The following is a 14,249-nucleotide window of genomic DNA, read 5'->3' on the forward strand; positions in this document are numbered from 1 at the left end:
CCGACGATAGGGGCCACGGGCAACGAACCCGCCCCATCGCCGACTCCGAGAGACGTAGCGTGCTCATACGACTACTGCGGACCTATCTGAGGCCGTACAAGAAACCCATCAGTGTGCTGGTGCTGCTGCAGTTCCTGCAGACCTGCGCCACCCTCTACCTGCCCACGCTGAACGCCCACATCATCGACAACGGCGTCGTCAAGGGCGACACCGGCTACATCCTCTCCTTCGGTGCCCTGATGATCGGCATCTCGCTGGCGCAGGTCGTGTGCAACATCGGGGCCGTGTACTACGGCGCCCGGACCGCGTCCGCGCTCGGCCGGGACGTACGGGCCGCCGTGTTCGACCGGGTGCAGTCCTTCTCGGCGCGTGAGGTCGGCCACTTCGGCGCCCCCTCGCTGATCACCCGTACGACCAATGACGTGCAGCAGGTCCAGATGCTGGCCCTGATGACGTTCACCCTGATGGTGTCGGCGCCCATCATGTGTGTGGGCGGCATCGTGCTGGCACTCGGCCTGGACGTGCCGCTGTCGGGGGTGCTGGTCGCCGTGGTGCCGACGCTGGGCATCTGCGTGACGTTGATCGTACGGCGGCTGCGCCCGCTGTTCCGGTCCATGCAGGTCCGTCTGGACACCGTCAACCGGGTGCTGCGCGAGCAGATCACCGGCAACCGGGTGATCAGGGCCTTCGTGCGGGACGAGTACGAGAAGGGCCGGTTCCGGAAGGCGAACACCGACCTCACCGAGATGCAGCTGAAGACGGGCAACCTGCTCGCGCTGATGTTCCCGGTGGTCATGACGACCGTGAACCTGTCGTCGATCGCGGTCGTGTGGTTCGGCGCGCACCGCATCGCCGACGGCGGGATGCAGATCGGTGACCTGACCGCCTTCCTCGCCTATCTGATGCAGATCGTGATGTCCGTGATGATGGCCACCTTCATGTTCATGATGGTGCCGCGCGCGGAGGTCTGCGCCGAGCGCATCGAGGAGGTGCTGGACACCGACTCCAGCGTCGTGCCGCCGAGCGCGCCGGTCGTCGAGCTGCGCCGGCACGGGCATCTGGAGATCCGGGGCGCGGGCTTCCGCTATCCGGGTGCCGAGGAGCCCGTGCTGAAGTCGATCGACCTGGTCGCCCGGCCCGGTGAGGTGACCGCCGTCATCGGCTCGACCGGCAGCGGCAAGTCGACGCTGCTCGGCCTGGTCCCCCGGCTGTTCGACGCGACCGACGGCGAGGTCCTGGTCGACGGCACGGAGGTCTCCACCCTCGACCCGAAGCTGCTGGCGAAAACGGTCGGCCTGGTCCCACAGAAGCCCTACCTGTTCGCGGGGACGGTGGCGACCAACCTGCGGTACGGCAATCCGGACGCCACGGACGAGGAGCTGTGGCACGCGCTGGAGGTGGCGCAGGCCAAGGAGTTCGTCAGCAAGCTCGAGGGCGGGCTCAACGCGCCGATCGCGCAGGGCGGCACCAATGTCTCCGGTGGTCAGCGCCAGCGGCTCGCCATCGCGCGCACGCTCGTCCAGCGGCCGGAGATCTACCTCTTCGACGACTCCTTCTCCGCCCTCGACTACGCCACCGACGCGGCGCTCCGTGCGGCGCTCGCCCGGGAGACCGCCGAGGCGACCGTGGTGATCGTCGCCCAGCGGGTGGCGACCATCCGGGACGCCGACCGGATCGTCGTCCTCGACGAGGGACGGGTCGTCGGCACCGGCCGCCATCACGAGCTGATGGCCGACAACGAGACCTACCGGGAGATCGTGCTCTCCCAGCTGACGGAAGCGGAGGCTGCCTGATGGCCGGGCCGATGGCGCGGATGATGGGCCAGGGCGGCGGCCCCGACAGCCGTTCGATGGACTTCAAGGTGTCGGGCAGGCGCCTGATCGCCCAGTTCAAGCCGGAACGCCTCACCATCTACGCCCTGTTGCTGTGCGTGGTCGTGAGCGTGGGCCTGAACGTGATCGGCCCGAAGATCCTCGGCCGGGCCACCGACCTGGTCTTCTCGGGGATCATCGGTCGGCAGATGCCGGCCGGGGCGACCAAGGACCAGGTCCTCGCCTCGATGCGGGAGCGGGGCCAGGGGCAGATCGCCGACATGCTCCGCAGCACCGACTTCACCCCGGGCAAGGGCATCGACTTCGACGCGGTGGGCCGGGTCCTGCTGCTGGCGCTGTGCACGTTCCTGGTCGCCGGTCTGCTGATGGCGTTCGCCACCCGGCTGGTGAACCGGTCCGTCAACCGCACGATGTTCCGGCTGCGCGAGGACGTGCAGGCGAAGCTGTCACGGCTGCCGCTGTCGTACTTCGACAAGCGGCAGCGCGGTGAGGTGCTCTCCCGCGCCACCAACGACATCGACAACATCGGGCAGACCCTGCAGCAGTCGATGGGCCAGCTGATCAACTCGCTGCTGACCATCATCGGTGTGCTCGCGGTGATGTTCTGGGTGTCCTGGCTGCTGGCGCTGGTCGCGCTGGTGACCGTGCCGCTGTCGTTCGTGGTGGCCACCCGGATCGGCAAGCGGTCGCAGCCGCACTTCGTGCAGCAGTGGCGCACCACCGGCAAGCTCAACGCCCACATCGAGGAGATGTACACCGGGCACACCCTGGTGAAGGTGTTCGGGCGGCAGGAGGAGTCGGCGCAGCAGTTCGCCGAGCAGAACGACGCGCTGTACGAGGCGGGGTTCAAGGCGCAGTTCAACAGCGGGATCATGCAGCCGCTGATGATGTTCGTCTCCAACCTCAACTACGTGCTGGTGGCGGTCGTGGGCGGTCTGCGGGTCGCCTCGGGCGCGCTGTCCATCGGTGACGTGCAGGCCTTCATCCAGTACTCGCGGCAGTTCTCGATGCCGCTGACCCAGGTCGCCTCGATGGCGAACCTGGTGCAGTCCGGCGTGGCCTCGGCCGAGCGGATCTTCGAACTCCTGGACGCGGAGGAGCAGGAGGCGGACCCGATGCCGGGCGCGCTGCCCGAGGAGTTGCGCGGACAGGTGGCGCTGGAGCACGTGTCGTTCCGCTACGACCCGGAGAAGCCGCTCATCGAGGACCTCTCCCTCACGGTGGAGCCCGGGCACACGGTCGCGATCGTCGGCCCGACCGGCGCCGGCAAGACGACCCTGGTCAACCTGCTCATGCGGTTCTACGACGTCTCCGGCGGGCGCATCACCCTCGACGGCGTCGACATCGCCACCATGTCCCGGGACGAACTGCGCGCCCAGATCGGCATGGTGCTGCAGGACACCTGGCTGTTCGGCGGCACGATCGCGGAGAACATCGCGTACGGCGCCTCGCGCGAGGTCACCCGCGGCGAGATCGAGGAGGCGGCGCGGGCGGCCCACGCGGACCGGTTCGTGCGGACGCTGCCCGACGGGTACGACACCGTGATCGACGACGAGGGCACGGGCGTGAGCGCCGGTGAGAAGCAGCTCATCACCATCGCGCGGGCGTTCCTGTCCGACCCGACGATCCTGGTCCTCGACGAGGCGACGTCCTCGGTCGACACCCGTACCGAGGTGCTGATCCAGAAGGCGATGGCCAAACTCGCCCACGGCCGCACGTCCTTCGTGATCGCCCACCGCCTGTCGACCATCCGGGACGCGGACACGATCCTGGTCATGGAGAACGGCTCGATCGTGGAACAGGGCGCGCACGCGGACCTGTTGGCGGCGGACGGGGCGTACGCCCGCCTGTACAAGGCCCAGTTCGCGCAGGCGGTCGCGGAGGTGGACTAGCGGGTGGGGGCCACTCATCTCGGTGAGTGGCCCCTGCTCAGTCCAGATAACCCCGTAGCTGATCCGCAAAAGCGTGATCCCGGAGCTTGTTGAGCGTCTTCGACTCGATCTGCCGTATCCGCTCCCGGGTCACCCCGAAGATGCGGCCTATCTCCTCCAGCGTCCGGGGCCGCCCGTCGGCCAGCCCGTACCGCAGCTGGACGACCTTCCGCTCCCGCTCCCCCAGCGTCGACAGCACCGCCTCCAGATGCTCCCGCAGCAGCAGGAACGCCGCCGACTCCACGGGTGACGCCGCGTCCCCGTCCTCGATGAGGTCGCCGAGGGCCACGTCGTCCTCCTCGCCCACCGGGGCGTGCAGCGACACCGGTTCCTGGGCCAGGCGCAGGACCTCGCTGACGCGCTCGGGCGCGAGCTCGAGGTGGGCGGCGACCTCCTCGGGGGTCGGCTCGTAGCCCCGCTCCTGCAGCATGCGGCGCTGGACCCGGACGACCCGGTTGATCAGCTCGACGACGTGCACCGGGACCCGGATGGTGCGGGCCTGGTCGGCGAGGGCCCGTGACATGGCCTGGCGGATCCACCAGGTGGCGTACGTCGAGAACTTGTAGCCGCGGGCGTAGTCGAACTTCTCGACCGCCCTGATCAGGCCGAGGTTGCCCTCCTGGACGAGGTCGAGCATGGTCAGCCCGCGGCCGACGTACCGCTTCGCCACGGACACGACCAGCCGCAGGTTCGCCTCGATGAGCCGGCGCTTGGCCATGCGGCCCATGACCACCAGACGGTCCAGGTCGAGGCCCAACTGGCTGTCCAGATCGGGGGTGTTGCTCAGTTTCTCCTCGGCGAACAGGCCGGCCTCGACCCGGCGGGCGAGCTCGACCTCCTCGGCCGCGGTGAGCAGCGGGATGCGGCCGATCTCGCGCAGGTACTGGCGGAACAGGTCCGAGGACGGGCCGCCGGTGTCGGCGCGGGCGCGTTCCGCGGCGGTGGTCTCCGCCGGTTCGGGGGCCTCGGCGGCCTCCAGTGCCTCGGCGGGCGGTTCGGCCGGCTCTGGCGGCCCTTCGGGTTCCACGGGATCCGCCTCGGGGTGGTGCACGACACAGGTCTGCGGGGGGACCGCGACGAGGACGTCGGTCTCCGCGTCCGGCTCCGCGCCGTCCGTACTGATGTCGGTCTGTGTGAGGGTCTGGGTCTGCACGGGGGCGACCTCCAGGATGATCGCTGCCAGGGGGTACGGCAGCGGTACTTCGGGAGCGGAGTCGGCGGCCACGCCGCTGTCCGTCCCGTACGCGATGAGCGGAACCGCGGGGGTGTGGGACCCGTGTGGGACGGATCGGCCGCGCTCCGAGGACTCAGGCACCGCACCCCAGTGTGGAGTACGACACATCGCCGCCACGAGGGGCGTGCGGTGACTTTTTGCAATCGGCCCGTGACCCGGCGGTTACCGTGGCGTACGGGTGCGGTCAGAGAGCCGCGGCGCCGTGTTCCCTGAGGGCCTGGTCGTACTGCTGGAGGACCCACAACTCGTTCTGTACGGCGGCCAGGTGGGCCGGGTCGCCGCCGGCGGAGAGGCGGGTCATCTGGGACTGGACGTCCCGGATCCGGCGCTCCACCGCCCGCCGGCGGACCTGGACCAGCACCGTGCCCGCGTACACCTCGTCGACAGTGCGGCGCATGATCGGCTCGACGGCGAGTTCGGTGACCATCGCGCGGACGGTGTCGTCGGGGGCCGCCTCGCGGACGCGGACCAGGTACTCCTGGCCGTCCTGCACGCCGTACTCGGCGCCGCCCGCGTCCATGACCGCCTGACGTACGGCGGCGTACGGGGCGGCGGTGAACTCGTCGACGCCGTACGCGTCGACGGCCGGGGAGACCAACTCGGGCCGCTGCAGGGCGAGTTTGAGCAGCTCGCGCTCGGTGGCGTAGACGGGGTTGCGGAGGGTGAGGGCGGGGCCGGAGGTCGCCGGGCGGGGCGCGGCCTCGTACGACTGCGGGCCGCGGGGCGCCGGCGCCGGGGCGCCCTTGCCGCCGCGGTCGCGGGCCCAACGGGCCAGCTGGGCGACCCGCTTGACCACGAACTGGGTGTCGAGGATGCCGAGCATTCCGGCGAGCTGGACGGCGACCTCGTGCTGGGCGCCGGTGTTCTTGATGCGGGCGACGATGGGCGCCGCCTCGTCCAGGGCCGCGGCCCGGCCCGCGGGGGTGTCGAGGTCGTAGCGGACGACGATCTGGCGCAGGGCGAACTCGAACAGCGGGGTGCGGGGTTCGACCAGGTCGGCGACCGCCTCGTCGCCCTTGGCGAGCCGGAGCTCGCAGGGGTCCATGCCGTCGGGGGCGATCGCGATGTACGTCTCGGCGGCGAACTTCTGGTCGTCCTCGAAGGCGCGCAGGGCCGCCTTCTGGCCGGCCGAGTCGCCGTCGAAGGTGAAGATCACGCGGGCCGAGCCGTTGTCCATCAGCAGCCGGCGCAGGATCTTGATGTGCTCGCCGCCGAAGGCGGTGCCGCAGGTGGCGATCGCGGTGGTGACGCCGGCGAGGTGGCAGGCCATGACGTCCGTGTAGCCCTCGACGACGACCGCGCGGGAGGCCTTGGCGATGTCCTTCTTGGCGAGGTCGATGCCGTACAGGACCTGGGACTTCTTGTAGATCGCGGTGTCGGGGGTGTTGAGGTACTTGGGGCCGTTGTCCGCCTCGTACAGCTTGCGGGCGCCGAAGCCGACGACGTCCCCGCCGATGTCGCGGATGGGCCACATCAGTCGGCCCCGGAAGCGGTCGATGGGGCCGCGGCGGCCCTCCTGGGCGAGGCCCGAGAGGAGGAGTTCCTTGTCGGTGAAGCCCTTGCCGCGCAGATAGCGGGTGAGGTGGTCCCAGCCCTGGGGGCTGTAGCCGACGGAGAAGTGCGCGGCGGCGTTCTGGTCGAAGCCGCGCTCGGCGAGGAAGAGCCGGCCGGTCTCGGCCTCGGGGCTGGTGGCGAGCTGCTCCACGTACCAGTCGGCGGCGATCTTGTGCGCCTCGACCAGGCGGATGCGTTCGCCGCGCTGGTGGGAGGGGTTGTAGCCGCCCTCCTCGTAGCGCAGGGTGATGCCGGCCTGGGCGGCCAGGCGCTCGACCGCCTCGGAGAAGGTGAGGTGGTCGACCTTCATCACGAACGTGATGGTGTCGCCGCCCTCCTGGCAGCCGAAGCAGTGGAAGAGTCCCTTGCTCGGGCTGACCTGGAAGGACGGCGACTTCTCGTCGTGGAACGGGCAGAGTCCCTTGAGGTTGCCCCCGCCCGCGTTGCGCAGCTGGAGGTACTCGGACACGACGGCGTCGATGGGAACCGCGTCCCGTACCGCCTTCACGTCCTCGTCGTTGATCCGTCCAGCCACGCGTGAATTCTACGGTGGTGGTGTGACACCTACGGGACGAGGCTTTCGAGCGGAACGTGCGGGTCCGCCAGGGACTCCGTGTTCACCTGTGCCTTCGACCTGATCAGCTTCTGGATGGGCTCTGTGACGTCCCACACGTTGACGTTCATCCCGGCCAGCACCCGGTCGTCCTTGACCCAGAAGGCGATGAACTCACGCTTCCCGGCGTCCCCGCGGATCACCACCTCGTCGTACGACCCCGGCGGCGCCCATCCGCTGTACTCCATCCCCAGGTCGTACTGGTCGGAGAAGAAGTAGGGCACACGGTCGTAGGTCAGGTCCTGGCCGAGCATCGCGCGGGCCGCCGCGGGACCGCCGTTGAGGGCATTGGCCCAGTGCTCGACGCGCAGCCGGGTGGTGAACAGGGCGTGGTGGAAGGAGGCGACGTCGCCGGCCGCGTAGATGTCGGGGTCGGAGGTGCGCAGCCGGTCGTCGACCACCACCCCTCCCCCGTGCGCACGGTCGGCGATCTCCAGGCCCGCCGCCTCCGCGAGGCCGATGCGCGGGGCCGCGCCGATCGCCGCGAGGACGTCGTGCGCCGGGTGCTCCTCGCCGTCGTCGGTGCGCGCCGCCAGCACCATGCCGTCCTGGCCGACGATCTCCGTCAGCTGCACGCCGAAGTGGAAGCGCACCCCGTGCTCGCGGTGCAGCTCGGCGAAGAGGTTGCCGAGCTCGGGCCCGAGGACGCCGTGCAGCGGGGTCTGCGCGGGTTCGACGACGGTGACCTCGGCGCCGTACTCCCGGGCCGCCGCCGCGACCTCCAGACCGATCCAGCCGGCGCCCGCGATCACGATGTGCCCGTTGTCCCGGCCGAGCGCCGCCAGTACGCCCTTGAGCCGCTCGGCGTGGGCGAGGCGGCGCAGATGGTGGACGCCCGCGAGGTCGGTGCCCGGGATGTCGAGGCGCCGCGGCTCCGCGCCCGTCGCCAGGAGCAGCTTGTCGTAGTGGACGAGCGTGCCGTCCTCGCCGAAGCGGACCGTCTTCGCCGCGCGGTCGATGGCGTCCACGGTCTCGCCGAGGTGCAGCTCGATGTCGTTCCGCGCGTACCAGGCCGGTTCGTGGACGAAGACGCTGTCGCGTTCCTCCTTGCCCAGCAGATACCCCTTGGACAGCGGAGGGCGCTCGTACGGGTGGTCGCGCTCGTCGCAGATCAGTATGACGCGGCCGCTGAAGCCCTCCGCTCGGAGCGTCTCGGCCGCCTTCGCACCGGCGAGACCGCCTCCGACGATGACGAATGTCTGATCCGCGTCGACCACTTGATGCCTCCTACGGGGTGTCCGAGGGGTTTCCCCTCGGAGAACGCAGCGGGTGCCGCCACATGCGAGCGTCCCGCACGGAGTGTGATGGGGGAAGAGGGAGTGGCCCGATCAGGCCACGGAGGGTCACGTTCGGGCGCAATCGGGGTCACTCGTGTCGCGTCAGTCCCTCGCCTTCCCCGTCAGACGGGAGTGAAGCGACCGGGCGGACGCGTCGGTCAGCGAGGCGATCTGGTCCACGATCACCCGCTTGCGCGCCCGGTCGTCCCCGGCCTGCTCGAACAGCGCCCGGAACTGCGGGTCGAGGCCGTCGGGTGCACGCGCGGTGAGCGCCTGTGCCAGTTCGGCCACCACGATCCGCTGATCGGCCCGCAGCCGCTCCTGCTCGGCGCGCTGCATGACGTACCGGTCGGCGACGGCCTTGAGCACCGCGCACTCCAGCCGCGTCTCGTGCGGTACGACCAGTTCGGCGCCGTACCGGGTGAGGCGGCCCGTGCCGTACGCGGCGCGCGTGGCCGACTCGGCGGCCAGACAGAAGCGGCCGATGAGCTGGCTGGTGGCGTCCTTGAGGCGGGCCTGCGCGACCGCCGAGCCGTCGTAGCCGTGCGGCCACCAGTCCTGGTCCTGGAGACGGTCCAGGGCGGCGGACAGCTCCGCCGGGTCGGTGCCGGCGGGGACGTACCGTCCGACGGCGACCTCGAAGACCGCCCGGCGGTCCGGTTCCGCGTGCAGGCAGTTCGGGTCGATGTGGCCGGCGTGCAGTCCGTCCTCGACGTCGTGCACCGAGTACGCCACGTCGTCCGACCAGTCCATGACCTGGGCCTCGAAGGTGGTGCGGGTGGCGGGCGCGTCCTTGCGGATCCAGTCGAAGACGGGTCTGTCGTCCTCGTACACCCCGAACTTGGGGGAGGCCGGGTCGGTGGGGTGGGCGCCTCTGGGCCAGGGGTACTTGGTGGCGGCGTCCAGGGTGGCGCGGGTGAGGTTGAGGCCGACGGAGCCCTCCGGGGTGAACCGCTTGGGCTCGATGCGGGTGAGGAGCCTGAGGGACTGGGCGTTGCCCTCGAAGCCGCCGCAGTCCTCGGCGAACTCGTTCAGCGCGTGTTCGCCGTTGTGGCCGAAGGGAGGGTGGCCGAGGTCGTGGGAGAGGCAGGCGGCCTCCACGAGGTCCGGGTCGCAGCCGAGGGCCGCGCCCAGCTCGCGTCCGACCTGGGCGCACTCCAGGGAGTGGGTGAGGCGGGTGCGGGGGCTGGCGTCCCACACGGTGGCGCTGCGCTCGCCCGGGGTGACGACCTGGGTCTTACCGGCGAGCCTTCGGAGTGAGGCCGAATGGAGTACGCGGGCGCGGTCGCGTTGGAATGCGGTGCGGCCGGGGCGTTTGTCGGGTTCTGGGGCCCAACGCTCGGTTGAGGACAGGTCGTACGGCATGTCTCGACAGTACGGGCATGGACTGACAATGCGCGTACGCGGATCGACACGCCCCCGCGCTCCTTCACGCAGCCGTCCTCGCCGGCGTCGCGAGTGCTTGGTCGTAACGGTGGAGGATCAGTTCCGCCATTGCCGGGTGGGTGCCCAGGGGAGCCGAGGCGATCCAGGGGGCCGCCTCCGCGCACTCCGTGGCGAAGCGGCCCGGGGCTGTGAAGTACGACGCCACGGCGACCCGGGTCCGGCCCCTCGACGTCAGGGACTGGATCGCGTCCGGGACCGTCGGGGCCGCTGTGGTGGCGTAGGCCGGGACCACGGGTACGCCCAGGCGTTCGGCGAACAGCTGGGCCGTGCGGTTGGTGTCGACCTTGGACTCGGGGTCGCGGGAGCCCGCCGCGGCGAGGACGACCGCGCTGGTGCGGCGCGTCTGCTCGTCCATGCGGGTGCGCCAGCCCGCCTCGACCAGGCGGGCGTACAGGGCGTCCACCAGGAGGGGGTGGGGGCCGAGCGCGTCGGCCACGCGTGCGCGTACCCCGGAGGCGGCCGCCATCTCGGGGATGTCCCGCTTGATGTGGTAGCCGCGGCTGAGCAACAGGGGCACGAGGACGGCCTCCGCCGTGCCGAGGCCGGCCAGGGTGTCGGGGAGCAGCGGGGCGTTCAGTTCGATGTGGCCCAGGTGCACGGACAGGCCGGGGCGTTGGTCGCGGACCCGGTCCAGGAGCGCGCGGACCGTGCTCAGGGCGCGCGGGTTGCGGCTGCCGTGGGCGACGACGACGAGCGCGGGCGGGCCGGGGCGCCGCCTGCCGTCGAGAGAGATGAGGCTGAGCTGGCTGGCGAGCCGGCTGCCGATCTGGCTCATGAGGTGCGCCGTACTGTCCGTCATGGACCGATCCTCGCGGTGGCAGGTTGCCGTCCCGTTGCGCGGGAATGACGGGCGTTTTCCGTAGCTTCACCGTGGGGTGCCGGGGGTTTGTGAGGCGAGGTGACCTGCGGTTTCATCGGGCGGAGTGAGCCTGGTCACGTATCGTGGGCGAACCGGACGGCCTGACAGGACGTCTCTGAGTGTCGAAAACAGGCCGAAGAGGGGGACCGTCCGATGCGCCGACCCAAGCTGCGCAGACCGCGTCTGCCGCGTACGCGTGCGGGACAGCGGCGGCTCGTGCAGGCCGTGGTGGCGGTGTGCGTGCTCGCCCTGCTGCCCGCCACCTGGATGTACGTCACGACGGTCGACCGGCTGCGCACGGTCGCGGGCGTGCCGCGCACCCAGGTCGCCGTCGTCTTCGGCGCGGGCCTGTGGGACGGCGAGCCCTCCCCGTATCTCGCCCACCGTCTCGACGCGGCGGCCGGGCTGTACCGGGAGGGCCGCGTCGAGGTCGTCCTCGTCACCGGCGACAACAGCCGCAAGGACTACGACGAGCCGGACGCCATGCGCACCTATCTGACCCAGCACGGCGTCCCGGCCTCGCGGATCGTCAGCGACTACGCCGGTTTCGACACCTGGGACTCCTGCGTCCGCGCGAAGAAGATCTTCGGCGTCGACCGGGCGGTGCTGATCAGCCAGGGCTTCCACATCCGGCGCGCGGTCGCGCTGTGCCGGGCGGCGGGTGTGGCGTCGTACGGCATCGGGGTCCAGGACAAGCACGACGTGACCTGGTACTACGGCGGCGCCCGGGAGCTCTTCGCGGCCGGCAAGGCGGCGCTGGACGCCGTGTTCCATCCCGATCCCCAGTTCCTCGGCCACAAGGAGACGGGGGTCGCGAAGGCGCTGGCGAGCGCCCGGTGACCGGGGGCTCACGCCGGCCGGTCCGGCGCGGGGAGGTCGCCGTCCCGGCCGTGTAACAAGGGGCCGCGCCGCACGTAACACGACCGAAGCACGCTGGCCGGTATGCAGAACTCCGTGACGCCCACCCACTGCCCGTACTGCGCCCTGCAGTGCGGGATGAACCTGACGCCCACGCCGGACGGCACGGTCGAGGTGGGCGAGCGCACGGACTTCCCGGTGAACCGGGGCGCGCTGTGCGGCAAGGGCCGTACCGCGCCGGCCGTGCTCTCGTCCCGGGTGCGCCTCACTTCGCCGTTGGTGCGCTCCGGGGGCACGCTGGTGCCCGCCACCTGGGACGAGGCGCTGGACCGGATCACCGAGGGGCTGCGCCGCACTCGTACGGAGTACGGGCCGGACGCGGTCGGGGTGTTCGGCGGGGGCGGGCTGACCAACGAGAAGGCGTACACGCTCGGCAAGTTCGCGCGGGTCGTGCTCGGCACCTCGCAGATCGACTACAACGGGCGCTTCTGCATGTCATCGGCCGCGGCGGCCGGGACCAAGGCCTTCGGCCTGGACCGGGGGCTGCCCTTCCCGCTGGAGGACATCCCGAAGACCGGATGCGTGATCCTGGTCGGGTCGAACCTCGCCGAGACCATGCCGCCGTCGCTGCGGTTCTTCACCGAACTGAAGGAGAACGGCGGCACGTTGATCGTCGTCGACCCGCGGCGGACCAGGACGGCCGAGCAGGCCGACCTGCATCTGGCGCCGCGGCCCGGGACCGATCTCGCCCTGGCGCTGGGGCTGTTGCACCTCGTCGTCGCCGAGGGCCGGGTGGACGAGGAGTACGTCGAGCGGCGGACCGTCGGCTGGGAGGACGCGCGGGCCGCGGCGATGGCGCACTGGCCGGAGTACGTGGAGCGGATCACGGGCGTGCCCGTCCCCCAACTCCGGGAAGCCGTGCGGATGTTCTGCGAGCCGGAGGCCGCGATGGTGCTCACCGCGCGCGGGCCCGAGCAGCAGTCCAAGGGCACGGACACGGTGGGCGCGTGGATCAACCTGTGCCTGGCGACCGGGCGGGCGGGGCGACCGCTCAGCGGGTACGGCTGTCTGACCGGGCAGGGCAACGGGCAGGGCGGACGTGAACACGGCCAGAAGGCCGACCAGTTGCCCGGGTACCGCAAGCTGGACGACCCGGCGGCCCGGCGGCATGTGGCCGAGGTGTGGGGCGTGGACCCGGACTCGCTTCCGGGGCCGGGGCGCAGTGCGTACGAGTTGCTGGACGCGCTGGGCACGGATGTCCGGGCGTTGCTGTTGATGGGGTCGAACCCGGTGGTGTCGGCGCCTCGGGCGGGGCATGTGGAGGAGCGGCTGAGGTCGCTGGACCTGCTGGTGGTATGTGACGTAGTACTGTCCGAGACCGCGGCTCAGGCCGATGTCGTCCTCCCCGTGACGCAGTGGGCCGAGGAGACCGGCACGACCACCAGCCTGGAGGGCCGGGTGCTGCTGCGCCGACGCGCGATCACCCCTCCCGACGGCGTCCGCAGCGACCTCGAGGTGCTGCGCGAACTCGCCGACCGGCTCGGTGTGGAGAAGGGCTTCCCGACCGATCCCGAAGAGGTCTTCGAGGAGTTGCGGCGGGCGAGCGCGGGCGGACTCGCGGACTACTCCGGCATCACCTACCGCCGACTCGCCGAGGAGAACGGGGTGTTCTGGCCCTGCCCGGCGGACTCGAACGACGCCCGGGCAGCGGACGGGGAGCCGCAGGACGGCCCGGCGGCGGACGGCGCGGTGCATCCGGGTACGCCCCGCCTCTTCCTGGACCGTTTCGCCACTCCGGACGGGCGGGCGAGGTTCGTGGCCGTTTCGCACCGGGCGTCCGCGGAGGAGCCGGACGCCGAGTACCCGGTGCTGCTGACGACCGGGCGGGTGGTCGCCCAGTACCAGTCCGGCGCCCAGACCCGCCGCGTCGAGGAGCTGAACGCGGCCGCGCCGGGCCCCTTCGTGGAGCTGCACCCGCGGCTGGCGGCGCGGCTCGGGGCGGCGGAGGGCGATCCGGTGGCCGTGGTCTCGCGGCGCGGGCGGGCGGTGGCGCCGGCCCGTATCACCACCGCCATCCGGCCCGACACCGTGTTCATGCCGTTCCACTGGCCGGGCGAGGGCCGCGCCAACACGCTCACCAACCCGGCGCTGGACCCCACTTCGCGGATGCCCGAGTTCAAGACGTGCGCGGTGCGGCTGGAGGCCGTCAGGTCCTGACCCGCCAGTCGCCGCTCTCGATGAGCTCGCCCCCGGCGCGGAGGCGGGCGGCCACGGCGGGGGCGGCGAGGTACACCCAGGCCCGCACGGACCTCCCGTCGCTCTCGCGGGTCACCTCGCGCTCGCGCCGCACGTAGAGGCCGGCGGGATCGTCCGGCGCGTACTCCTCCAGCCGGTCGAGGGCGACGAGCAGCTCCGCGTACCGCTCGGGCAGGGCGGTGACCAGCTCCCCGTACACCGTGCCGCCGCCGGGTTCCTCCACGGCGTAGGGATAGCCGGGGCCGTCGTACAGGACCGAGCCGTTCAGCCGCGCCGGGGCCGCGTGCCGGGTGCGGCCGCGCAGGAAGAGGTCGTGGTTGACCTCGCCGGGGCGGAGGGTGCCGTAGACGAAGAAGGGGAGGTGGAGGCTCACAAAAACGATTCTCTCT

The 14,249-nt window shown here is 71.2% G+C and carries 10 protein-coding genes; 4 read left to right on the forward strand and 6 right to left on the reverse strand.

Translation table 11 applies throughout. The annotated features are described in order from the left end of the window. Window positions 1-59 precede the first annotated feature (59 nt). A complete protein-coding gene (locus MKW14_RS37980; protein WP_240870925.1) occupies window positions 60-1,793 on the forward strand; it encodes an ABC transporter ATP-binding protein in 1,734 nt (577 codons plus the stop codon). Next, window positions 1,793-3,724: an ABC transporter ATP-binding protein gene (locus tag MKW14_RS37985; RefSeq protein WP_240870927.1), complete on the forward strand. Its 1,932-nt coding sequence runs from the start codon at window positions 1,793-1,795 to the stop codon at window positions 3,722-3,724. The genes MKW14_RS37980 and MKW14_RS37985 overlap by 1 nt, the downstream gene beginning before the upstream one ends. 37 nt (window positions 3,725-3,761) lie before the next feature. On the opposite strand, the gene MKW14_RS37990 is transcribed toward MKW14_RS37985, so the two are convergent. The 5 genes from MKW14_RS37990 to MKW14_RS38010 all read right to left on the reverse strand — a co-directional run bounded on the left by MKW14_RS37990 (window position 3,762) and on the right by MKW14_RS38010 (window position 10,686). Continuing rightward, entirely contained in the window at window positions 3,762-5,078 is a 1,317-nt protein-coding gene (locus tag MKW14_RS37990) for an RNA polymerase sigma factor (RefSeq protein ID WP_240870929.1), read from the reverse strand. Between the two features lie 103 nt (window positions 5,079-5,181). After that, complete coding sequence (gene dnaG, locus MKW14_RS37995) at window positions 5,182-7,086, reverse strand: DNA primase (RefSeq protein ID WP_240870931.1); 1,905 nt, start codon at window positions 7,084-7,086, stop codon at window positions 5,182-5,184. 29 nt (window positions 7,087-7,115) lie between these two features. Continuing rightward, window positions 7,116-8,381, reverse strand: coding sequence for an NAD(P)/FAD-dependent oxidoreductase (locus MKW14_RS38000; protein WP_240870932.1), 1,266 nt, complete (start codon window positions 8,379-8,381; stop codon window positions 7,116-7,118). 162 nt (window positions 8,382-8,543) lie between these two features. Next, complete coding sequence (locus tag MKW14_RS38005; RefSeq protein ID WP_240870935.1) at window positions 8,544-9,806, reverse strand: deoxyguanosinetriphosphate triphosphohydrolase; 1,263 nt, start codon at window positions 9,804-9,806, stop codon at window positions 8,544-8,546. Between the two features lie 64 nt (window positions 9,807-9,870). Then, on the reverse strand, window positions 9,871-10,686 hold the full coding sequence (locus MKW14_RS38010) for a sirohydrochlorin chelatase (RefSeq protein ID WP_240870938.1): 816 nt from the start codon (window positions 10,684-10,686) through the stop codon (window positions 9,871-9,873). Between the two features lie 213 nt (window positions 10,687-10,899). On the opposite strand from MKW14_RS38010, the gene MKW14_RS38015 reads away from it, so the two are divergent. Further along, a complete protein-coding gene (locus MKW14_RS38015; RefSeq protein WP_240870940.1) occupies window positions 10,900-11,586 on the forward strand; it encodes a SanA/YdcF family protein in 687 nt (228 codons plus the stop codon). Between the two features lie 102 nt (window positions 11,587-11,688). After that, window positions 11,689-13,821 carry a molybdopterin oxidoreductase family protein gene (locus MKW14_RS38020; protein ID WP_240870941.1) on the forward strand — a complete coding sequence of 711 codons (2,133 nt, stop codon included), beginning with the start codon at window positions 11,689-11,691 and terminating at the stop codon, window positions 13,819-13,821. Here MKW14_RS38020 and MKW14_RS38025 read toward each other — a convergent pair. Next, the gene (locus MKW14_RS38025; RefSeq protein ID WP_240870942.1) at window positions 13,811-14,233 is read right to left on the reverse strand and encodes a gamma-glutamylcyclotransferase family protein; all 423 of its coding nucleotides are present in this window, start codon (window positions 14,231-14,233) and stop codon (window positions 13,811-13,813) included. The two genes, MKW14_RS38020 and MKW14_RS38025, sit on opposite strands and share 11 nt — an antisense overlap. Window positions 14,234-14,249: the final 16 nt, after the last annotated feature.

It is taken from the genome of Streptomyces gilvus, assembly GCF_022513565.1.
Classification (GTDB): Bacteria; Actinomycetota; Actinomycetes; order Streptomycetales; family Streptomycetaceae; genus Streptomyces; species Streptomyces gilvus.

Bases quoted from the DNA above. Each gene is read 5' to 3' on its own strand.
- MKW14_RS37985 (WP_240870927.1), top strand. From the start codon at position 1,793: ATGGCCGGGCCGATGGCGCGGATGATGGGCCAGGGCGGCGGCCCCGAC.
- MKW14_RS38005 (WP_240870935.1), bottom strand. From the start codon at position 9,806: ATGCCGTACGACCTGTCCTCAACCGAGCGTTGGGCCCCAGAACCCGAC.
- MKW14_RS38010 (WP_240870938.1), bottom strand. From the start codon at position 10,686: ATGACGGACAGTACGGCGCACCTCATGAGCCAGATCGGCAGCCGGCTC.
- MKW14_RS38015 (WP_240870940.1), top strand. From the start codon at position 10,900: ATGCGCCGACCCAAGCTGCGCAGACCGCGTCTGCCGCGTACGCGTGCG.
- MKW14_RS38020 (WP_240870941.1), top strand. From the start codon at position 11,689: ATGCAGAACTCCGTGACGCCCACCCACTGCCCGTACTGCGCCCTGCAG.